This window comes from Streptomyces sp. NPDC005728 (assembly GCF_040630895.1).
Lineage (GTDB): Bacteria > Actinomycetota > Actinomycetes > Streptomycetales > Streptomycetaceae > Streptomyces.
Genome location: NZ_JBEXYL010000057.1, coordinates 1 through 21,405, shown reverse-complemented (window position 1 = coordinate 21,405; position 21,405 = coordinate 1). Strand labels below are relative to the sequence as shown.

17 protein-coding genes and 1 pseudogene are annotated in these 21,405 nt (G+C 71.0%); 7 read left to right on the top strand and 11 right to left on the bottom strand.

What is annotated here, in order from left to right:
* Positions 1–33: 33 nt before the first annotated feature.
* The 4 genes from ABZ471_RS30930 to ABZ471_RS30915 all read right to left on the bottom strand — a co-directional run bounded on the left by ABZ471_RS30930 (position 34) and on the right by ABZ471_RS30915 (position 4,281).
* Complete coding sequence (locus tag ABZ471_RS30930) at positions 34–621, bottom strand: PadR family transcriptional regulator (protein WP_359070988.1); 588 nt, start codon at positions 619–621, stop codon at positions 34–36.
* A 30-nt stretch (positions 622–651) separates the two neighbouring features.
* Positions 652–2,667, bottom strand: coding sequence for an NADPH-dependent 2,4-dienoyl-CoA reductase (locus ABZ471_RS30925; protein WP_359070987.1), 2,016 nt, complete (start codon positions 2,665–2,667; stop codon positions 652–654).
* Between the two features lie 234 nt (positions 2,668–2,901).
* Complete coding sequence (locus ABZ471_RS30920; RefSeq protein WP_359070985.1) at positions 2,902–3,270, bottom strand: hypothetical protein; 369 nt, start codon at positions 3,268–3,270, stop codon at positions 2,902–2,904.
* A gap of 126 nt (positions 3,271–3,396) precedes the next feature.
* On the bottom strand, positions 3,397–4,281 hold the full coding sequence (locus ABZ471_RS30915) for a hypothetical protein (protein ID WP_359070984.1): 885 nt from the start codon (positions 4,279–4,281) through the stop codon (positions 3,397–3,399).
* 333 nt (positions 4,282–4,614) lie between these two features.
* Between ABZ471_RS30915 and ABZ471_RS30910 the strand changes: the two genes are divergently transcribed.
* Positions 4,615–6,693: a SpoIIE family protein phosphatase gene (locus ABZ471_RS30910; protein WP_359070982.1), complete on the top strand. Its 2,079-nt coding sequence runs from the start codon at positions 4,615–4,617 to the stop codon at positions 6,691–6,693.
* Between the two features lies 1 nt (position 6,694).
* Here ABZ471_RS30910 and ABZ471_RS30905 read toward each other — a convergent pair whose 3' ends face one another.
* Positions 6,695–7,483 (bottom strand): putative protein N(5)-glutamine methyltransferase, encoded by a 789-nt coding sequence (locus ABZ471_RS30905; RefSeq protein ID WP_359070980.1) that lies wholly within the window; start codon positions 7,481–7,483, stop codon positions 6,695–6,697.
* 367 nt (positions 7,484–7,850) lie between these two features.
* Here ABZ471_RS30905 and ABZ471_RS30900 point away from each other — a divergent pair, with 367 nt between their 5' ends.
* The 5 genes and pseudogenes from ABZ471_RS30900 to ABZ471_RS30880 all read left to right on the top strand — a co-directional run bounded on the left by ABZ471_RS30900 (position 7,851) and on the right by ABZ471_RS30880 (position 13,600).
* On the top strand, positions 7,851–9,236 hold the full coding sequence (locus tag ABZ471_RS30900) for a hypothetical protein (protein WP_359070978.1): 1,386 nt from the start codon (positions 7,851–7,853) through the stop codon (positions 9,234–9,236).
* 104 nt (positions 9,237–9,340) lie between these two features.
* On the top strand, positions 9,341–10,594 hold the full coding sequence (locus ABZ471_RS30895; protein ID WP_359070976.1) for a MoxR family ATPase: 1,254 nt from the start codon (positions 9,341–9,343) through the stop codon (positions 10,592–10,594).
* Positions 10,591–11,844, top strand: coding sequence for a VWA-like domain-containing protein (locus ABZ471_RS30890; protein ID WP_359070975.1), 1,254 nt, complete (start codon positions 10,591–10,593; stop codon positions 11,842–11,844). Before ABZ471_RS30895 ends, ABZ471_RS30890 begins: the two co-directional genes overlap by 4 nt.
* 62 nt (positions 11,845–11,906) lie before the next feature.
* A pseudogene (locus ABZ471_RS30885) lies at positions 11,907–12,476 on the top strand (helix-turn-helix domain-containing protein); the annotation flags it as partial.
* Between the two features lie 239 nt (positions 12,477–12,715).
* Entirely contained in the window at positions 12,716–13,600 is an 885-nt protein-coding gene (locus ABZ471_RS30880; RefSeq protein WP_359070974.1) for a nuclease, read from the top strand.
* Between the two features lie 274 nt (positions 13,601–13,874).
* On the opposite strand, the gene ppk2 is transcribed toward ABZ471_RS30880, so the two are convergent.
* From ppk2 to ABZ471_RS30850, 6 genes are all read right to left on the bottom strand, one after another.
* Positions 13,875–14,678, bottom strand: coding sequence for a polyphosphate kinase 2 (ppk2, locus tag ABZ471_RS30875; RefSeq protein WP_359070972.1), 804 nt, complete (start codon positions 14,676–14,678; stop codon positions 13,875–13,877).
* Between the two features lie 488 nt (positions 14,679–15,166).
* Positions 15,167–15,868, bottom strand: coding sequence for a hypothetical protein (locus tag ABZ471_RS30870; protein WP_359070970.1), 702 nt, complete (start codon positions 15,866–15,868; stop codon positions 15,167–15,169).
* A 137-nt stretch (positions 15,869–16,005) separates the two neighbouring features.
* On the bottom strand, positions 16,006–16,398 hold the full coding sequence (locus ABZ471_RS30865) for a hypothetical protein (RefSeq protein WP_359070969.1): 393 nt from the start codon (positions 16,396–16,398) through the stop codon (positions 16,006–16,008).
* Positions 16,398–18,893, bottom strand: a complete 2,496-nt coding sequence (locus tag ABZ471_RS30860; protein WP_359070968.1) for a DUF4132 domain-containing protein — start codon at positions 18,891–18,893, stop codon at positions 16,398–16,400. Before ABZ471_RS30860 ends, ABZ471_RS30865 begins: the two co-directional genes overlap by 1 nt.
* Positions 18,894–19,032: 139 nt before the next feature.
* Positions 19,033–19,707: a serine/arginine repetitive matrix protein 2 gene (locus tag ABZ471_RS30855; protein WP_359070966.1), complete on the bottom strand. Its 675-nt coding sequence runs from the start codon at positions 19,705–19,707 to the stop codon at positions 19,033–19,035.
* 113 nt (positions 19,708–19,820) lie between these two features.
* Positions 19,821–20,897 (bottom strand): hypothetical protein, encoded by a 1,077-nt coding sequence (locus ABZ471_RS30850; protein ID WP_359070964.1) that lies wholly within the window; start codon positions 20,895–20,897, stop codon positions 19,821–19,823.
* A gap of 83 nt (positions 20,898–20,980) precedes the next feature.
* Here ABZ471_RS30850 and ABZ471_RS30845 point away from each other — a divergent pair, with 83 nt between their 5' ends.
* Positions 20,981–21,394 (top strand): MarR family winged helix-turn-helix transcriptional regulator, encoded by a 414-nt coding sequence (locus tag ABZ471_RS30845; RefSeq protein WP_359070962.1) that lies wholly within the window; start codon positions 20,981–20,983, stop codon positions 21,392–21,394.
* Positions 21,395–21,405 lie beyond the last annotated feature (11 nt).

Here is a 21,405-nt window from a genome sequence, read left to right as displayed (position 1 = left end):
TGCCGGCCGGGCGTCGACGGCAGGTGGCGGTCGTCAGCCGGACGACCCGTCGTCCGCCGGGTCCGGTCCCTGTGCGGGTGCGTCGCCGGGCAGGTCGGTGAACTCCTTCAGGGCGTGGGTGAGCCACTGGGTCCAGAAGGTCTCCAGGTCGATGCCCGCCCGCAGGACCAGGTGGCGCAGCCGGTCCTGCGGGGCGGCCCGGTCCGGCGGGAAGTCGCGCCGCTCGATCTCCTCGTACTCGGCCAACTGCCGCTGGTGCAGGTCGAGATGGCGGCGCAGGTCGGCCTCCAGGCCGGCTGTGCCCACCACCGCGGCGGCGCGCAGCCGCAGCAGCAGGACATCCCGCTGCGGCTTGGGGTCCTGGGCGGCGGCGGTCCAGCGGGCGAGTTCGGCGCGGCCCGCGGGCAGGACCTCGTAGCGCTTCTTCTGCCCGCGGGCCGGCTGCTCGGCCGGCAGGGTGCGGATGTGGCCCTCTGCCTCCAGTTTCGCCAGCTCGCGATAGATCTGCTGGTGCGTCGCGGACCAGAAGTAGCCGATCGACTTGTCGAACCGGCGGGTCAGTTCGAGACCCGACGACGGCTTCTCCAGCAGGGCGGTGAGGATGGCGTGCGGGAGTGACATGGCCTCATCCTAGGGACGCGCCGGCGGCCCCTACAGGGCCGCCGCCAGCTCGGTGCCCTGCTTGATGGCCCGCTTGGCGTCCAGCTCGGCCGCGACGTCCGCGCCGCCGATCAGGTGGGCACTGCGCCCGGCGGCGACCAGCTCGTCGTACAGGCCGCGGCGCGGCACCTGGCCGGTGCACAGCACGACGGTGTCGACCTCCAGGACCGTGCTCTCCTCGCCGACGGTGATGTGCAGTCCGGCGTCGTCGATCCGGTCGTAGCGCACGCCCGGGACCATGGTCACGCCGCGGTGCTTCAGCTCGGTGCGGTGGATCCAGCCGGTGGTCTTGCCGAGTCCGGCGCCGACCTTGGTGGTCTTGCGCTGGAGCAGGTGGACCGTGCGCGGCGGGGCCGGCCGCTGCGGGGCGGCGAGGCCGCCCGGTGCCGCGTAGTCCATGTCGACGCCCCAGTTCCGGAAGTACGTCTCCGCGTCCTCGCTCGCCTTGTCGCCGCCGTCGGTGAGGTACTCGGCGACGTCGAAACCGATGCCGCCGGCGCCGAGGATGGCGACGCGGTCGCCGACGGGGGCGCCGTCGCGCAGCACGTCGAGGTATCCGAGGACGCGGGGGTGGTCGACGCCGGGGAGGTCGGGCGTGCGCGGGGTGACTCCGGTGGCCACGACGACCTCGTCGTAGTCGGCCAGGTCCGTGGAGGTGACCCAGGTGTCGAGGCGTACGTCCACGGCGTGCTCGTCGAGCTGGTGGCGGAAGTAGCGCAGGGTCTCGTCGAACTCCTGCTTGCCGGGGACCTTGCGGGCCACGTTCAGCTGGCCGCCGACCTCGCTCGCGGCGTCGAACAGGGTGACCTGGTGGCCGCGTTCGGCGGCGGACACCGCGCAGGCGAGGCCGGCCGGGCCGGCGCCCACGACGGCGACGCGCTTCTTCACCCGCGTCGGTGCGAGGACCAGCTCGGTCTCGTGGCAGGCGCGCGGGTTGACCAGACAGGAGGTGATCTGCCCGCTGAAGGTGTGGTCCAGGCAGGCCTGGTTGCAGCCGATGCAGGTGTTGATGGCCTCCGGCTTCCCGGCGGCGGCCTTGGCGACGAAGTCGGGGTCGGCGAGCATCGGGCGGGCCATGGAGACCATGTCGGCGCGACCCTCGGCGAGCAACTGCTCGGCGATTTCCGGGGTGTTGATGCGGTTGGTGGTCACCAGCGGCACGGACACCTCGCCCATGAGCTTCTTGGTGACCCAGGTGTACGCACCGCGCGGCACGGAGGTGGCGATGGTGGGGATACGCGCCTCGTGCCAGCCGATGCCGGTGTTGATGATCGTCGCCCCGGCGGCCTCGACGGCCTTGGCCAGGGTGACGACCTCCTCCAGGGAAGAGCCGCCCGGGACCAGGTCCAGCATGGAGAGCCGGTAGATGATGATGAAGTCCTCGCCGACGGCCTCGCGCACGCGCTTGACGATCTCGACGGGGAAGCGCATCCGGTTCTCGTACGAGCCGCCCCAGCGGTCGGTGCGCCGGTTGGTCTGCAGGGCGATGAACTCGTTGATGAGGTAGCCCTCGGAGCCCATGATCTCGACTCCGTCGTAGCCGGCCTGCCGGGCGAGGCGGGCGGCGCGGGCGTAGTCGTCGATGGTCCGCTCGACGTCGGCGTCGGTGAGTGCGCGGGGCGCGAAGGGGCTGATCGGGGCCTGGAGCGCGCTCGGGGCGACCAGGTCCTGGTGGTAGGCGTACCGGCCGAAGTGCAGGATCTGCATCGCGATCCGGCCGCCCTCGCGGTGCACGGCCTCGGTGATGGCCCGGTGCTGCTCGGCCTCCGCCTCGGTGGTGAGCTTGGCGCCGCCCTCGTACGGCCGGCCCTCGTCGTTGGGCGCGATGCCACCGGTGACGATGAGCCCGACGCCGCCGCGCGCACGGGCCGCGTAGAACGCGGCCATCCGCTCGAAGCCGCGCTCGGCCTCCTCCAGACCGACGTGCATGGAGCCCATGAGCACGCGGTTGGGCAGTGTGGTGAATCCCAGGTCGAGCGGGGACATCAGGTGCGGGTAACGGCTCATCGGGCCCTCCGTGCGCGGTGTCGTCGCCTCTGTTGTAGAGGACGCCGACCCGATTGTGCAACAAGTTGCATAACTGCATCGAGGTGAACCCGATCACTCTGTAACTACCAGTATGTACACTGCCGGCGAAACGCAGGACCCCTTCCAGGCCCTGTCGGGGCACGACGGCGAGGCACAGTACGCCCCGGCCCGCACTCAAGCGCAGACGACCGGGGCGCTGCAGCCGGGCCGGCGTCACCGGCTTTCGAGCAGGACGTGCAGTTCCCTCTCCTGGTCCCCGGAGGCCGAGGAGAGGTTGCGCACCGCGAACAGGGAGTCCAGCGTCCTGTGGAGCCGGTTGATCGCCCAGTAGCTGCCCTGCGCGTCGGCCTCGACGCTGGACGCGAGCCGGGCGGGTGGCTTGCAGGCGTGAGTGTCGGTGACTTCGAACGTGCCGAGCCACACCATCGGGCGGGTCTCGTGGAGCTGCTGCGGCACGTCCTCGGCGGACCGGTCGGACTCGAAGCACTCGCACAGCGCGTCGAACACGATCCGGGCGTCTTCCTTGCTGCATCCGCTGATCTCGAGGGAGACGGACTCCTCGTGCAGTCGCTCACGGTCCATCGTGATCGCTCCTCTCGTGACGGTGGCGCGAGCCCACGGGTTCCCCGCGAACCGCGCCACCTCCCCAGAAAACCACCACTTTCCGGGAACGCACCACCTGTCGCCCGCGCCGGAGGCGGCAGAAGCTCAGCTGCGCGAGAACTTGTACGTCTTGCTGTCCGTGAGCACGCAGAAGCCCGGCGATATGACGATCACGCGCAGGACGCCGGTCCGGCGGTCGTAGTCGATGCCCTCCGTCTCGAAGGTGCCCGAGCAGGAGCTGCGCAGCGGCAGCTGACGCAGGGCCGTGACATGGCCGGAGACGTCCGCCGAGCCGGGGGCCGCCGACAGGTCGATCTGGAGCAGCGGCTTGGTCATGCCGAAGAGGGAGCCGTCGGGGTCGTCCGAGGAGCACAGCAGGGTCGTCGGGCCGGAGAAGTCGCAGCCCTGGACGTCGCGCACGGCGTGGTCGAGGTGGACCGTGGAGGCCTGCGGGAGGTTCGCCGACGGCGAGGTGCCGGCGTTCGCGCCCGGTGTCGGGAAGACCAGCAGGCGGTTCATCGTGCCCCACTCGCCCGCGAGCATCCACTGGCCGTCGGGCGAGATCGCGTCCCAGGAGTTGTTCAGGGCCTCGCCGGGGCTGAGCGTGTGCACGTACTCCGACCAGGCGCCACCCGGCGCCTGCACGCGAAACATCTTGGAGTTGCCGGAGTCCTGCTGGTACGGCTCGATGTAGTAGCCGTTGTACGAGGCGTCGGGGTCGCCGACGTGGTTCCAGCCGCGGCTGGAGACGCCGAGCGGGATGGTGCCGATGCCGGTGTACCGGTTCGGGCTGTTCGCCGGGATCTCCACCGAGGTCAGACCCTGGCTCTCGGTCAGCGGGTCGGCGCGGTCGGAGCCGGTCTCGGTCCAGGTGTCGGCGGCGAAGGCCGGAGCGGATGCGGCGAGGGACACGACAGCGGCGGTGGCCAGGGTGACGAATCCGGCGAGGACGGTGTGACAACGTTGCCGGACGGACGGGGACGCGGGCATGGCCGACTCCTGGGACGGGGGGGGTGGGGACACTCGGTCGGCGGACAGTCTGGCCGCGTCGCGTAGTCATGTACAGACCAATAGGGCAACATGAGCGTGAACTTCCCGGCCCCGGGTACGGCCCTGCGCGTTCGGGCAGGTCATTCACCGCGGGAGGCAGCCGCACCGCGGATGCGGCCGGCCCGGTGACTTCGGCGGACGTCCGCCGCTGTGTTGAGAGATGGTGGAGAAAGTCGGCGACGGCGTCGGAGAGACGGGTGTGAGCGCGGTAGAACATGGGGAGTCGGCACGGGCGACGGCGTGCCGGACGGACGGGCGAAGGCGGTGCGTGGCATGAGTGCAGCCGAGGCTCCGGTGACCGAGAGCGGCGAGCCCGCGCGCGGGCCGGTGCGCCCGGGCGGGCTGCTCGACGTGCTGGGCGTCGCATCGGTGGTCCTGGACACCGAGGGCCGCATCGTGCTGTGGAGCCCCCAGGCCGAGGAGCTGTTCGGGTACACCGCGCAGGAGGCACTGGGCGAGTACGCGGCCCGGCTGATGGTGCACGAGCGGCACATCGAACTCGTCGGCAAGCTGTTCGCCGATGTCATGCGGACCGGCCAGAGCTGGGCCGGCGGCTTCCCGGTCCTCCACAAGGACGGCAGCACCCGGCTGGTGGAGTTCCGCAACATGCGGCTGCTCGACGACCAGGGCGACGTGTACGCGCTGGGGCTCGCCGCCGACCAGTCGACCGTACGGCGGCTGGAGCAGGACGTGGCGCTGTCCGAGCGGATGGTGCAGCAGTCGCCGATCGGGCTCGCCGTCCTCGACACCGAGCTGCGGTTCGCCTCGGTGAACCCGGCGCTGGAGAGGATCAACGGGCTCCCGGCCGCGCAGCACGTGGGGCGCACGCTCCGCGAGGTGCTGCCGCTCCTGAGCCCGGACGCCCTGGAGGGTGCGACCCGCCGGGTCCTCGACACCGGCGCCCCGCTGATCGACGACTCCGTCGTGGGCCGGACGCCCGCCGATCCGGACGAGGACCACACGTGGTCGCTGTCGCTGTACCGTCTCGAGGACGCGATGGACAACGTTCTCGGCGTGGCGGTGTCACTGGCCGACATCACCGAGCAGCACCGGGCCTCCGTGGAAGCGGAGGCCGCGCGGCGCCGGCTCGCGGTCATCGCCGACGCCTCCGCCCGGATCGGTACGACGCTGGAACTGGACCGCACCGCGTGCGAGCTGGCCGAGGTCGCCGTGCCCGAGCTGGCCGACGTGGCCGCCGTGGACCTGCTGGACGCGGTCGTGGAGGGCCGGCCCAGCACGCTCGGCCCCTCGGAGGCCGCGGTGATCCGGGCCCTGGCGCTGCGCGCCGAGCAGGAGTCGGACGCCGTCCGGGCAGCCGACCCGCCCGGCCAGATCGCCCGGTACGCGCCCGACCGCCTGGTCACCGAGTGCGTGCGCACGGGTGAGTCGGTGCTGGTGCGGCAGGTGAAGGACGAGGACCTGCCGCGCATCGCCCGCTCACCCGAGGCGGCCGTACTGCTGGGCCGGGCGGGTCTGCACTCGTATCTGGCGGTGCCGCTGATCGCGCGCGGCGAGGTCCTGGGCGCCCTCGACCTCAAACGCACCCGCAATCCGGCGCCCTTCGACGAGGACGACGTTCTGCTGGCCCGGGAGCTGGCGGCCCGCGCGGCCGTGCAGATCGACAACGCCCGTTGGTACCAGAACGCCCGCAACACCGCGCTCACCCTCCAGCGCAGCCTGCTGCCCAGTCATCCGCCGGTGACCACCGGCCTGGAGGTGGCCTCCCGGTACCAGCCGGCGGGCGCCACCAGCGAGGTCGGCGGCGACTGGTTCGACGTCATCCCGCTGGACGGCGGCCGGACGGCGCTGGTGGTCGGCGACGTGATGGGCAGCGGCATCAGCGCGGCCGCCACGATGGGCCGGCTGCGCACCGCGACCACCACGCTGGCCTCGCTCGGCCTCGACCCGGCGCTGCTGCTGGAACACCTGGACAAGACGACCTCGGCCCTGGACCACTCCATCGCCACCTGCGTGTACGCGGTCCACGACCCCCATCTGCGCCAGTGCCGGATCGCCAACGCCGGCCACCTGCCCCCGGCCCGGGTCCGCCCGGGCCGGCCGCCGGAGCTGCTCGACCTGCCCACGGGGGTGCCGCTGGGCGTGGGCGGGGTCGAGTTCTCCACCGTGACGGTCGACTTCGAGCCGGGCGACGAGCTGGTGTTCTACACCGACGGGCTGGTGGAGACCCGCTGCCACTCGCTGGACGAGCGCCTGGACTTCCTGCTGTCCTTGCTCGACGACCCCGCCCGCCCCCTGGAGGAGGCCTGCGACCTGCTCCTGCGGACGCTGCACCACCCCGACAACCACGATGACGTGGCCCTGCTCATCGCCCGGGCTCAGGAGCTGCTGTAGGTCACTGCTCCCGTACGCCGATCACCACATGCGCGTACGCCTCCTCCGACACCGCCAGACGGGCCGTCAGGCCGGCGTCGGTGAAGGCCGCCAGGGCCGCAGGGGCCTGGCGTTCGCTGGTCTCGGTCAGGAGGCAGCCGCCGGGCGCGAGCCACGCGGGGGCCTCGGCGACGACCCGGCGCAGCAAGTCGAGGCCGTCCGTGCCGCCGTCGAGGGCGGCCGGCGGCTCGTGGTCGCGGGCCTCCGCCGGGAGGAGCGCCACCTCGGCGCTGGGGACGTAGGGCACGTTGGCGGTGAGGATGCCGACGCGACCCCGCACGCCGCCAGGCAGGGCGTCGAACAGGTCGCCGACGTGGGCCCGGCCGCCGTACGGCGTGAGATTGCGTTCGGCGCAGCGCACGGCTGTCGGGTCGATGTCGGCGGCGTACACCTCGATGTCGCCGAGCGCGGCGGCCAGCGCCGCCCCGAGCGCACCGGAGCCGCAGCACAGGTCGACGACGATCCGTGCGTCCGGGGCCTGCACCAGGGCCTGGTCGACCAGGTACTCGGTACGGCGGCGGGGTACGAAGACACCCGGTTCCACGGCGATGCGCAGGCCGTGGAACTCGGCCCAGCCGAGGACGTGTTCGAGCGGGAGCCCAGCGCTGCGCCGGTCCACCATGGCGGTCAGTTCACCGGGGGTGCGGGCGGTGGCCAGGAGCAACTCCGCCTCGTCCTCGGCGAAGACGCACCCTGCGGCGCGCAGCGCGGAGACGACGGCGGAACGGGAGAGAGGGGAAGGAGAGGGCATGGAAGCCGAGGGCCTTTCGGGGTTCTGGAGCCGAAGGGCGCTCGCGCGGTCACCGGTGCCGGTTTCCGCGCTGTCACGGACAACTGTCACGGATATCCGTCACAGACATCCGTCACACACAGCTGTCGCAAGGAGTGAGCACCCCAGCTGACACAGCGGTAATGGGTCTCACCTCCTCGGCGGTCTGGGGCCGCGAACCGTCCGCGACCGGACGGCCACGATACCCCAGGGTCCCGGATCCGCCGTCGTCCGCGCCCGGTTCGGGGAATCTCCCTGGCGCGGCCGGGCGGGTGCCCGTTACGATCGCCGCGATGACGACTCACTCTGCTGACAGATTGGGGGACCCGTCCGCGCAAGGTGAGTGCTGATGCTCACTCAGACCGCGTACGGGAACACCCGACACTCCTTGTGGCTGCGCGTGCGCGAGTTCGCCGTGCCGCCGTCCATGATCGAGACCGCGACCGTCCGCCGCCGTGCCGGGGACTGGGCGGGGGCGTGCGCCGCCGCCGGTGTCGACGTCGACCTCGATCTGCGGTATGTCGCCCGCACCCACGGCCGTGACCTCGCGGCCCGGGTCCGCGCCGACCTCCGCCATCTCGCTCCCGACCTGCTGCGCTGGCACCTGCCGAGGATCGCGCCCGACGGGCTGCTGCGCCCGGGGCTGACCCTCACTCTGGCCCGGTACGACGGCGAGGGGTGCGCCCGGGACCGCCCGGTGCATCTGGTGGCCCGGACTCCGCCGGCCTGGGCGGACGCCGGCCAGCGGATCAGCCTCGCCCTGTGGGACGGGTCCCGCTCGGACACCGCCGCCCGGCATCCGCACCCGCGCCCCAGCCGGCGCTACCGGCTCGATCTGCACCGGCACCTGTGGGATGCGCGCAGGGCCGGTGAGCTGGGGGTGCGGTCCGGGGCCGACCGGCCGGCGCCGGACCCGGAGCCGCCGGACCTGGCACCGCCGGGACTCGGCTGTGCCGTCGACCGGTGGGCGGCCGAGGCCGGCCTCCTGCTCGGCGCCGAGGGGCGGTCCGCCGGCACCTTCGTGGTGCGACTCGGCGGGCGGCGCCGTCTGGTGCTGGACCTGGTCGCCCCCGGCGACGGCGGGGCAGTGCCCGCCCTGCGGGTCGCGGAGTCCCTGCCGGAGGGCGGTGTACCCGCGCTGCCGGTCCTGCCGGATGCGGCGACCCGGGTCCTGCCCGACCTGGAGCTGCTGCGGGCCGGTCTGCTCGCGCCCGACCGGCTGCATCCGCTGGTCGCGTCCGCACTCGTACCGGATCACGCGCCGGCCGGTCCGCTCCGCCGTCCCGGCCCGGCGGATGGATCACGCCTCGTGGAGTGCCGGGGAGCCCGGCACCGGATCGGCCTGGTCGATGGCGTCCTGGTCCCGCTGGACCACGGCCCGGAGGAGATCCGGCGGGAGGAACTGCTGGTCGCGCTCGGCGGACCGCCGCTCCCCTGTCTCCAGGCCATCGACGAGGCGCACCGGCGTCCGGACTGCCTCACGGGTGTCCGCGAGCGACTGGACCACGGCGACACCGCGGGCGCGCTGGCGGTGGTCGAGGGCCTGCTGGGTCGCGAGGCGCTGCTGCGTGACGGTTCCCTGCGGGACGCGTTGGAGGCGGCCGCGGCGCGGAAGATCACGTACGGGCTCTACCGGGCCGGTCTCATCGGCCCCGGCCGCACCCCTCCCGACCCGAATCGGCGCACCACCCGGCACCACCGCCGCCGTCCGCGCCACGCGACCTTCCTCCACTGATCCCGCTTCTCGTCCCAGCTCCACCTCCCCACCTCTGCTCCTTCCTCGGCCCCCTCTGCTCCTGCTTCGCCTCCTGGCGACTTCACACCCTCAGGTGATCACATATGTCTGCATACGCTCCCTCTGTCGCGCCCGATGCCCCCTCTGACACTCGTCAACTCGACGTAGCCGCGGACCTGTTGGCCCTGCTACGGGACGCGAGCACCGAACCTCGCACCGACATCCAGCTGGAGGCACTGACCCTGGCCGTGGCCGCCGATCTCCCGGTGCTCCTGTGGGGGGAGCCGGGCATCGGCAAGACGGCGGCGCTGACGCAGTTGGCGACGGCCCTCGACCTGCCGCTGACCACCGTGATCGCGAGCGTCCACGAGCCGTCCGACTTCTCGGGGCTGCCCGTCGTAGGGGACGATCCCGCGGAACAGGGGGTGCCGATGGCCCCGCCGGACTGGGCGGTGCGGCTGGTCCGGGCCGGGCGCGGACTGCTGTTCCTGGACGAGCTGTCCACCGCTCCCCCGGCCGTCCAGGCGGCCCTGCTCCGGCTGGTGCTGGAGCGGCGGATCGGCGCGCTGCAGCTACCGCCCGGCGTGCGGATCGTGGCCGCCGCCAATCCGCGGTCCTCCGCTGCGGACGGCTGGGAACTGAGCCCGCCCCTCGCCAACCGGTTCGTGCACCTCCAATGGACGCACGACCACGACGTCGTCGTACGCGGCCTGGGCGGAACCTGGCCACGGGCCACCCTGCCCCGGCTCGATGCGGGGACACTGTCCGGGGCCGTGGACTTCGCGCGGCGTGCGGTGTGCGGTTTCCTCACCGCGCGTCCGGGGCTAGTGCACCGGCTGCCCAACGGTGAGACCCGCCGGGGCGGTGCCTGGCCGTCGCCCCGCAGCTGGGAGATGACCCTGCATCTGATCGCGTTCGCGACCGCCGCCGGCTCCTCCCGCGAGGTGCTGTCCCTGCTGGTCCGAGGGACGGTGGGGGACGGACCTGGCCTCGAACTGCTGGCGAGCCTGGACCGGATGGAGCTGCCGGATCCCGAGGCGGTGTTGGCCGACCCCGGGGGTGCTGTGCTGCCCGAGCGCGGGGATCTGCGGCAGGCGGTTCTGGACGGTGTGGTGGACGCGGTCCGCAAGCTGCCGGAGCGGGACCGCTGGGACGCGGCGTGGACGCTGCTGGTCCGCGCGATGGAGAGCGGGGCCCCGGACGTGGTGGTCGTTCCGGCGAGCACCCTGGCCTCCCTGCGCCGGGAGGACTGGGACGTACCGGCGGCGATCGAGCGGCTCGCCGGCGTGGTGTCCTTGTCCCGGCGTGCCGACGAAGCCGGCCGGCGGGCCGCCGCCGCGACCGGGCCCCGCCGATGACGGCCGATGTACCGGGGGCGCTGGACCTCGGCAAGCTCTTCGCCGCCCGGCTGCACGCGGCGCGGGCGCGGCCCTACTTGGCGACGGCCCTGTTCGCCCTGCACACGGTGGAGTCGCGGCAGGTGCCGACGATGGCCGTCGACCGGCACTGGCGGTGTTACGTCTCACCGGGTTTCGTGGACCGGACGCCCGTGGAGGACCTGGCCGGTGTCTGGGTGCACGAGGTGGCACACCTGCTGCGCGACCACCACGGACGCAGCGACCGGGTCGCCCGGGAGCGCGGGCTGACGGGCCTCGGGGAACGGCTGCGGATGAACATCGCGGCGGACCTCGAGATCAACGACGACGTGTACGGTGACGGGCTGGTGCAGCCCGAAGGAGCCGTGCGGCCCAAGGATCTCGGGCTGCCCGAGGGCGAGTTGATGGAGGACTACCTGCGGCAGTTCCGGCTCGGTCCGCGGCTGCAGGCGCTGGCCTGGCTGGACTGCGGCAGCGGCGCCGACGGGCTGGACCGGGAGTGGGACCTGGGGCCGGACGGCGCCCATGGGCTCAGCGAGCAGGAGCGGGACGCGGTGCGCTTCCGGGTGGCGCAGGGCATCACCGGCCGGCCGGGGAGCGCCCCCCAGGGCTGGCAGCGGTGGGCGGAGGAGGTGTTCCATCCGTCACAGCCCTGGCGGGAGTTGCTGGGTGCAGCGGTCCGCTCGGCGGCCTCGGGCGCGGGCTCGGGCGACGACTACAGCTACGGCAGGCCGGCGCGGCGTTCGGCGGGGGTGCCGGGTGCGATCCTGCCGAGTCTGCGGCGCAGGCCCCCTCGGGTCTCGGTGGTCGTGGACACCTCCGGGTCGGTCAGCGACGCCGAACTGGGCAGTGCGCTCCTGGAGGTCGCCGCGATCTCCCGTGCCGTGGGCGGCCGTCGTGATCTGGTCACCGTGGTGTCGTGCGACGCGGCGGCCCAGACCGTGCAGCCGCTGTGCCGGGCCGAGGGGATCGAGCTGGTGGGCGGCGGCGGAACGGATCTGCGGACGGGCTTCGCCCGGGCACTGCGGGCGCGGCCTGGGCCCGATGTCGTCGTGGTCCTGACGGACGGACAGACGCCCTGGCCCAAGACGCGGCCGCCGTGCCGGACGGTGGTGGGCCTGTTCCCCCGGCAAGGGCCGGGGCGGCGCGTGAACGAGAACAATCCCGAGTACCGGCCGGATTCTCCGCCGGAGTGGGCACGAGTGGTGACGATCGGTCAGGCCGGCCGGTGAGCTGCGCACGGGAGGGACTGCGTTCATGGCCGAAGTGCGCGCCCCTGCTCCCCGTTCCATGCGTGCGCCAGGGCCGCACCAGCTTGGTGCGGTACTGGCGCGCGATGATGCTGCTCGCTTCGGCCGGCGGCAACCGAGTGCCGGTGATCGCCCAGCTGGTGCAGGCCGCTGAGGACACCGTCGGGGATGTGATCCACCGGTTCGATGAGATCGGGCTCGCCTGCCCGGACCCTCAGTGGGCGGGAGGCCGCCCCCGCCTGCTCAGCCTGACGGCGAGGACTTGGCCATCCAAGCGGCCACCTTCCCCCCGACCGGGCTCGGCCGGCCGTTCACTCACTGGTCCGTCCGCAAAACCGCCGCCTACCTGCGGAAATTGCACGGCCGCTTTGTCCGGATCGGCCGCGAGGCATTGCGGGTCCATTTTCCCCTCGCGGCCTCACCTTCCAGCGCACCAAGTCGTGGAAGGACTCCCCCGATCCCGAGCGCGACCCAAGTCCGACCGCATCGAGCAGGTCCTGGCCCCCTTCCCGGACCGGTTGTTCTCGCTCGGCGAGTCCGGGCAGTTCGGCATCCGGCCCACCGCCGGGTCGTGCCGAGTCGGGCGGGGCCGGCCCGAGCGAGTCTCTGCGACGGGCCGCGAACACCCTGGCCGCGCAGAAGTCGCCGTTGCCCGTACTGGCGAGGGATCCAGGTGGCCCGGCCGCGGCGGTCCGGTGAATCTGGCGGCCTCACGGATGGCGGTCCCCCGGCGACCTGGCCCTGCTGCTGATACTCCCCGGCTCGACGGGCGCGGAATGACCTCGACAACCGACCGAATGTGTACTCTGCGTAATCAATAGGCACTCACAGTGACACCGTGAGGGGAGTCGCCATGCCCATGCTGCTGATCAGAGGAAAGTTCAAAGTGGAGGGGGGCTCCAAACCGGATGGCGACACCCTCCCGTTCATCCCGGACAACGTGGCCGACTGGAAGCTCGTGCCCGGGGACGGGCAGATCGTGCCCAAGGCCGACGGCCGCGCGAGCATCCGGCTCGAAGGGATCGACGCCCTGGAGACCCACTACGGCGAGAAGCCGCACGTGGAGCACCAGCCGCGGGGCCTCGCCCACGAGGCCGCGGACGAGCTGCTGAAGTTCCTCGGCTTCGACACCGTCCTCCGGGACGACGACGAGACCGTCGCCACCACGCCGGACGCCGTTCCCGGCTGGATCCTCACCCGGGGCGCCGACGTCTTCGGCCGCTGCGTGGCCTTCGTCGGCAAGGGCACCCCGCCCGTGTACAGCGGCTACTGGACCGGCGTCGACGACGACCTACTGAAGCGGACCGCCAACCACCGCCTACTCCTGCTCGGCCTGGCCTACCCGACCTTCTACTCGGGCCTGCCGGTATACCTGCGCGAGCTGCTCACCGACGCCTCGGAGAAGGCGAGGGCGTCCGCGAAGGGCGTGTGGAAGCCCGACAGGACCCTCGACGGGGCGAAGGTCACCGGAATGACCTCACTCACGGACGACAGGACCGGCGCGGTGATCCTGCCGAAGCTGTTCCGCCGCCTGAAGGACTACCTGGACTTCATGGGTACCGAGTCGTCACTGGCCTGCTTCCGCGCTTTCCTGGCCGGGGCCACGGACGACGAGTACCGCCTCCTCCCGGACTCCGAGACGCTCTACAGAGGTCTGCACCACATCGTCGAGGTCACCGCCGACAACACCGTGAAGATGACCCGCCCAGCCAGGGAGATCGTCTTCAACGAAAAATGAGCGGGAACCCGCCGGGGCTCACGGCCCCGGCGGGTCGGTGCCCACCCGGCTCGGTCGTACAGCGCCCTGTCCGTGGTCCACACCGAGGACCACTGCCCGGCCACGAATGGCGAGGCACGGGTTCTCCGGAGCCTGAGCCCGCTTCTCGACACAGCACAACAGCCATGACCACCAGGAGGGTCCGCTCGACCTTCAATGACACACGCTCAGGTTTTGATGGCACGGGACAGCCCGGCAGACATCACCTGCTACTGCAACGGACGCGGCTCGGGGCTCAGAGGCTCGACGCGTGATCGGGGACGTAGGTCTGCAGGTCGCGCGGTGGACGCTCGTAACCGGTCGCTGGAGGCCGCGGCGGAAGCTCAAGCACCGGAGGCGGCACGTCACGGTAGGGCAGGGTGCTCAGAAGGTGGGCGATCATGTTCAGGCGGGCCCGGCGCTTGTCGTCGCTCTCCACGATGTACCAGGGCGCCTCGGAGATATCGGTGTGCACCAGCATCTCGTCCTTGGCCCGGGAGTACGTCTCCCACCGAGTGATCGAATCCAGGTCCATCGGCGACAGCTTCCAGCGGCGCAGAGGGTCCTCCAAGCGGCGCCGGAACCGTTCCTGCTGCTCGGTGTCACTGACGGAGAACCAGTACTTGCGCAGCAGGATCCCGTCCTCCACCAGCATCCGCTCGAAGATCGGGCACTGACGAAGGAAGAGCTGATACTCCTCCTTGGTACAGAAGCCCATCACGTGCTCCACACCGGCCCGGTTGTACCAGGACCGGTCGAGCAGCACGATCTCCCCAGCGGCCGGCAGGTGCTCGACGTACCGCTGGAAGTACCACTGGGTGCGCTCGCGCTCGGTGGGCTTGGGCAGCGCCACGATCCGGGCGATGCGGGGGTTGAGGTACTGCGTGACCCGCTGGATGGTGCCGCCCTTGCCGGCCGCGTCCCGGCCCTCGAAGATCACCACCAGCCGAGCACCCTCGGAGCGCACCCACTCCTGCAGTTTCACCAACTCGGTCTGCAGGCGCAGCAGCTCCTCCTCGTACGTCTTGCGCGGCAGTTTCGCCGTGTGCTTGCCTGCCATCTCGACTCCCCGCTCGGCGACTCACGGAGTCGCCACGCTCAAGGTCAAACGCCTGGACGCCAAGGTACTGATCGAAGAGTAGCCGCGCATTCCAGACACCCAATGATCTCGCCGGGCACGGCATCGCTCCTGAGCGTCCCCGAATGATCTTCGAGAGGGCTCCTACTCGTGCGTTTCGCCTGCACCGCCATCGTCATCCAGGGTTGTCAAGCATCTGCACCGGCAGAAGCCGCACAAAGCCACGAGTCACGTTAGGCACGTACGTACATGGCACGTCCTGGGATTCCTGGACGGTGGATTTCCTTGGCCGTGCCGAGTTTGTTGCGGATCTCGGCGATGCCTGCGATGACATGGTTCATGCCGCAGAGAGACGCCGAGGCCTTCCGCCGAGGGCGCAGAGTGCGGACCAGCCTTCCCGCCCCGCCGGCCGCGGCCCCGTCTCCGGACGGGCGAAACGAGCTGGTGGACGGATCTCCCCACGATGACTGTCAGGAACCGTCGACGCTCCGAAGTGCACCCGTGACGAAGCCCTTCGTCAGTGCGGCGGCCGACTCGATCGGCACGTACTGCCCATCCGGGGGGAAGAAGTCGAGGGTGCCGACCGCTCCGTAGTTCGCCCAGAAACAGGTGGTCATAGGAAAGGTGTCGGTGACGTTCTTCTGGCACTTTGTCGCCAGGGTGCGGCTCGTGACGGCCTGGGGCTTTCCGATGAGGTTGCGGCCGTAGCCTTCACTGAGCTGCATGGAATGGTTGAAGATCTTGTCAAGTGATGCCGTCGGGGCCGCGACCTTCTCGTACAGCGTTGTCCTGGCGGTGAAGGTGGGCGCCGACACCGACAGCGTGCCCTTGCGGAGAATGATCCGTGGGCTGCCGAAACAGGAGACTTCACCCGCGACATCACTGCCGCCGTCGATCTCCTTCAGCCCGTCATCGCCATAGACGCCCATGTCCAGGTCGCTGCCGAACCGGAAGCCCCCGTCACCCTCATCGCATACCAGGCCCTCCATCGCTGGCACGACGACCTTGGTGTAGCGGATGCCCGGATCGGCTGCCAGCTTCTGCACCGTCGCCGACTCGGCCTTGCCGGAAGCCTTCGAACTCCGGTCCGCCTGCGTATCGGAGCCGCATCCGACGACGACCGCTCCCACCGCGATGACGGCCGCCGTTGCCCTCGGTATGGTCATGTCCACTGATTCCCCCGGGAGTTGCCGTTAATGATCAAGGAAATGGTGATCTTACGACAACCGGTCACGTTTCGAATGCCGGCAGCCGCGGGCCGGGGCACGGAAGACACCTGGTTGGCAGTAGAACGTCGGTGACCAGTCCCTCAGCCGCCGACGAGGGCCACGAGTTTGATGAAGACCAGGTGGGGATCGACGGTGAGATCCACGACGTCGTCGAGGTCCTCGACCTGGCGATCGCCGGCCAGCACGAAGAATCCGTTGGCCAGGAAGGCACGTTGGGCGATCTCGGCCTGGCGCTCCCAGTCGATGCGGCGGGGCTCGCGGAGTCGGTAGCCGTTCAGCTCCGTCTCGGCGTCGTCGGGGCGGACAAGACCGTGGAAGCGGTCGCTCGGGCGGGCGTTGTGCCGGGCGACCTCCTGGCGGACCCGTAGTCTGATCAGATCCCGTACGGTCATCCGATCCGGCAGCCCGGCGACCTCCCATTCGGTGACCGGCTTGCCCGCCGCGGTCTCGTCCCGGAACCTCACAGTGGCCATCAGGCACCTCGCTTGATCTGCGTGAGGATGGACTCGTCAGTGATATCGGTGTCGGCGGCGAGCAGCACTGCCTTGCTGAGGATCAGCGACAGCCGTTCGTCCTCGAACGGCAGGAACACCTTGCCGTCAGCCCTGCCGCGCGACGGGACGATGCACAGGTAGGCGTCGTCCGGTTCCATCAGGATGTTGGCCGACCCCAGATGGATCTTGTACGTGCGCAGATCGCCACGGACGATCAGGAAGCGACCGTCGAGCGTGCACCGTTCGGCGATCTTCAGGCGCGGCAGGATCCGTTCGAGCGCCTCGCGGCGCACCTCGGCGCTCGCCGTCAGCGCACCGAACGTGGCCGTCCGCCAGTACCCGGCATAGTGGTTCTCACCCCGATCGGTCCAGTCGGGATCGGCGGCGATCGAGGTCACGCCGACGAAGAGGTCCACGTCGCGCATCGCCTCGCTGAACACCAGCGGGGGCACCTCCGACGGCGGAACTTCCCGCCAGCGTCGGCCCTCTCGCCGCTCGAAGCGGACCTGGTCCGTCGCGGCGTAGTCGGGCGCGTAGCCGCCGCCGTCGTCCGCGGCAGGCTCGTGGTGGAAGCAGGCTCGCCACTCACCGTCGCCGAACTCGGCCCGCGCCACCCCGGCGTAGCCGCCGTCGTACCGGCCGAGGAAGTCGGCCTGCCAGCCGCGCTCCTTGAACAGCGCGTAGAGCTGCCGGTAGTGGACGATGTGGGCGGCGAACCGGTTGGAGTAGCCGCTGGTCTCCTCCTCCGCCGGAGTGAGCAGGTAGATCTCCCGGAAGGCCTGTTTGAAAGGCTGCCGCAGCCGCTCGGCGATGAACCGCTCCCGCCACGCCCTGATGTCGTCCGTCGACGCCCGGATCGGATGCCACAACCGGACGCGCTCGGGCCGGCCGGGAGGCTCAGCCATCGGTGCCATCGCACGCCACTCGCCGTCGGCGTCCTGGAACTCCCAGATCAGGCCGCGGACGAGAGTCCCGGTGACCGGATGGTCGCGGTAGTGGCGACACCACTCGTCGTACGGCCACTCGCGCCCGGCCGACATCAGCGCCTCGACCCGGGCCCGCTCACCCGACAGTGTCGCCCGCACCTCCTTGGCCAGGACCTTCAACTCCTGCAGCTCGTCCGGGAAACCGTCCTTCAGTGCCGTCGGAGCCGTGCGGGACGTCCCCCCGTCGAGGCGTGTGAAGGTGAGCCGCACGGTCGCCGCTTCCTCGACGGCCACCCGTATCCGGTGTCCGGCCAGATCCCGTTCCAGCGAGCCGTCCGGCGCCAGGCCGTGGTCCGGCACACTGCGCTCGATGAGCTGCTCCGCTGTGACGCCCTGTTTCCCGGCCGCCGTCACCAGCGCGGTGTCGAGCTGCTTGCGCAGAGCCCGGTGCTTGATCCGGGACTGCAACCGCCACAGGGCCTCCAGAGAGGCCGGATCGCCGGTCTCTGCCAGCGCGTTGATCGCCGCGCCCGCGAGCTTGAGGTCCTCGATCACGCCGGTTCCGGGGCCGCCGGTCCGCAGAGCGAGCGCGCCGAGGTGCTGCGCCGCCGCCGGGCCGCCGGTCAGCGCGGCCGCCCAGACGACGCCGCGCGCCAGGTCCCCGTCGTTCTGGTGGACGACGTAGTGGTAGTGGTAGTCGCCGTGGAGCCAGCCGGTGTGGGCGCCGCTTCCTCTGCTGCACAGCGGATCGTCCTCGGCCAGCGCTCGCAGGACGTCGGCCACCAGGTCCCGCGCCGACGCCGCGTCCGCGAGTTCCAGGCACGTCCGCCGCCACCTCTGCGCGGGACGCGGTCCCGACAGACTCGCCAAGTGCCGTACGAGGCGTGCGAGTTCCGGCGTCGGAGAGGTCTTCGCGTGGTCGCTCAACGGGGTGGCCCAGTGAGCGTGGGCCGGGATCAGTCCCTCGGGGATGTGCGCCTCGTCCCCGCTCGCGAGCAGCGAGCCGAGGCGCTGGACGAGCGACGCGCGCCGGCGCGCCTCGACCGTGGTGCCCATGAGCTCCGTGTGTGCGTGCCGCAGCCAGGGCACGACCGCACGGCGGCCGTCGGCGTCGAGCTGGTCGGCGGCGTTCAGCACGGTCCCCAGCGAATCGGCGAACCAGAAACCCATGTCGTACTCGGTGGCGCGGAGCAGCATCACCGCGACCTCGTCGGGCGTCCAGCCGCGCACCCGCGAGATCAGGGTCCCGATCTCGGCGTCGTACTGCCACAAACTCGTGTCGTCGAAGCAGGCGGCCAGCATCAGGCACAGGACCGCGGCCCTGCCCTCCTCGTCCGCGCAGGCCGCGAGCCGCCCGTCGATCTCGGCCTGCGTCGCCGCGCCCGCCGCCTCGAATCCCCGGTGCTCGTGCCCCATGGACCGCCGGAACTCGGTCCGCTGCCGTTCCAGGAGGCCGACGAGCCAGCGGACGCGTTCGAGCGCGGCGGACCTCACGTCGTCGAGCGAGTCGTTCCTACGGGATTCGGCCACCAAGGCGTCGTACAGCATGGCGGGATGATGACAGAGGGGACTGACAATCCGATCGGCTCAACTGCACGGCTGTACACGCGACCTGTGGATCCGACTGCTGGGGCCCGGAGGTGGGCGGAGACGAACCACAGCGACCGACAGCCATGCAGGGCACGGCCTAGAACAGCGGGCCGGGCGGAGGTCCGGGGGTGGGGCCGTAGGGCGGTGGGCCCCACTGCGGCGGAGGGGCCCACATGGCGGCGAGCCGTCGACGGTGACGGCTGCGGCGGACGGCGGTGACGACGACGATGGTGACGGTTGCGGCAAACGCGGCGAGGAAGCAGCCGATCCCCGCGGCGATGCTGCCGATCGTCGCCCCCACCTGCGGCTTGTCTCCCAGCGCGAACTCGGCCGGCAGCTCTGAGGTGCAAGTGAGCGTGTAGTCACCGCTGCCGGCGGGCTTCACCTCGAAGACGCGCTCCCAGGTGCGGGACCCGACGCTGATGTGGAAGGTGCTGTCCGGCTGGGTCAACGACCCCGGCTGCATCCCCGGGATCCAGCAGTTGACCCGGCCCTCCCCGGACTGGGAGACGTAGATCGCCTTGGTCTTCCCCTGGACGAAGCTGAACGTCTGGGAGTCGCCGCTGGAGAAGCTCCGGGCGGTGTCGATCGAGTCCACCGTGTTCTTCACCGTCACCACGATGAAGGCGGTGCCGACACCAGCCAGTAGGAGCCCCAGCACCGCAGCTACCAGGTACCAGATGCGCCGAGGCCGCAAGTCCTTTGCCGGGATGTTCGGCGACGGAGGCGGCGGGCTGCCGTACGGTGCTCCCCAGGGGGTCTGTATTGCCACGACGTCGCATCGTACGGCAGTCGCATGGAGCGGCGGGCTCTCCAGCAAGTCGCGGACCAGCAACGCGTCCTTGTGGGCGGCGAGCTTGGACCCCAGGTCGTCCAACCGGCCGCTCAGACGCCCACCGTCTCCTCGACCTCTTCCTCGGCCTCTTCCGCGTTCCGGTGCTCCGCCATCTGCCTTGCCTGCTCCGCGTTCGGTGCGGGCTCGGGCAAGGCGGTCGTCTGCACAGTTCCCCGGGACCGCTCGTACACGGCCGCGACCGCGGTCACGGCGAGGCCGACGACCAGCCAGACGAGAAGCGTCCCCACGTTGCGCGCGAGGCCGTCGTCGGCGAAGTACAGCCGGCTGCGGATGCCCTCGACGAAGCCGGCACCGTTCCAGAAGGCGTGCAGGGTGCCGAAGAATCCGTTCTGCAGCTCGGGCCTGAACAGGCCGCCGGAGCTGGTGAAGTTCAGCATCACGAACAGCACCATCATGGTCAGCGTGGTCCACCGCTTGAGGAAGGTGTGCAGGCCGACACCGATGAAGAGGATGCCCGCGGAGTAGAGCCAAGCCATGCCCCACACGCTCACGAGCCCGTGGTGCGCGAGGTGGAACACCGGCCCGGCGAGCAGGGTGCCGATGCCGCCGACCACGACGGAGACGCCGAGCGCGAGCAGCGCCCGTATCCGCATCGGGAGCGTGGCGCCCGCTGCGCCGAGGGCGGCGACCGAGGCGTAGGAGCCGATGCTGAGCGCGATCAGCAGGAAGAACAGGCCCTGTCCGGTGGGGTCGTCGGCGACCGGCGCGGCCACGTCGGTGACCTTCAGCGGGACGCCCTCCTTGGCGGCGACCGGTGTGAAGACCTTCTCGACGGCCACCGCACCCATGTCGGACGCGGCGGTGGCCACCAGCAGTTCGGGCACCTTGGCGCTCGGCACATACGCGCCGGTGACGTCGCGGGACTTCAGCAGGTCCACGGCGTCGGCGCGAGTGGCGACGGTGCGTACGTCGAGCTTGTCCCCCGCGGTGTCCTTGACGGTCTGGGCGAACACCTTTGCCGTGGGCCCGGCGCCGACGACGGCCACGGGCAGGTGGTTCGGCTCCGGGGTCACGAAGGCCCCCATGTACGCGAGCCCCATGCCCAGGCACATCAGCAGCGGGGTGATCAGGTGCGTGAGCACATGGCGCAGTGCCGGTGACCTCATCGCGGAGAACCTCCAGTAGTTGGCTTATACAACTTTCACTTCAAGTTGTACTATACAACTAGAACGTCGGAGGAGGTATTCCCGTGACAGCAGCGGAGACGGCCGTCGAGACCATCCAGCGCGAGATGACGATCTTCGCCCGCCGGGCCCGCGCCTCGGCGGGCCGCATGCACCCCGAGCTGTCGCTGGTGTCCTACACGCTGCTCGGGCACCTGGAGGAGTGCGGCGGCTGCCGCGCCACCGACCTGGCCGCGCACTACGCCCTGGACAAGTCCACCGTCAGCCGCCAGGTGGCCGCGCTGGAGCGGGCGGGGTTGATCGAGCGGCGCCTGGATGCGGAGGACCACCGGGTCCAGGTGCTGCACCTGACCGAAGCCGGCCAGGAGATCCTCGCCCAGGTCACCCGCAGTCGGGGGGGGGGGCGGCCGGGGGGGGGGGCCCGGCGCGGCAGGTGCCCCACAACCCGGACACACAACCCAAAAAAAAATAACACATAGTTTTGGTGGTG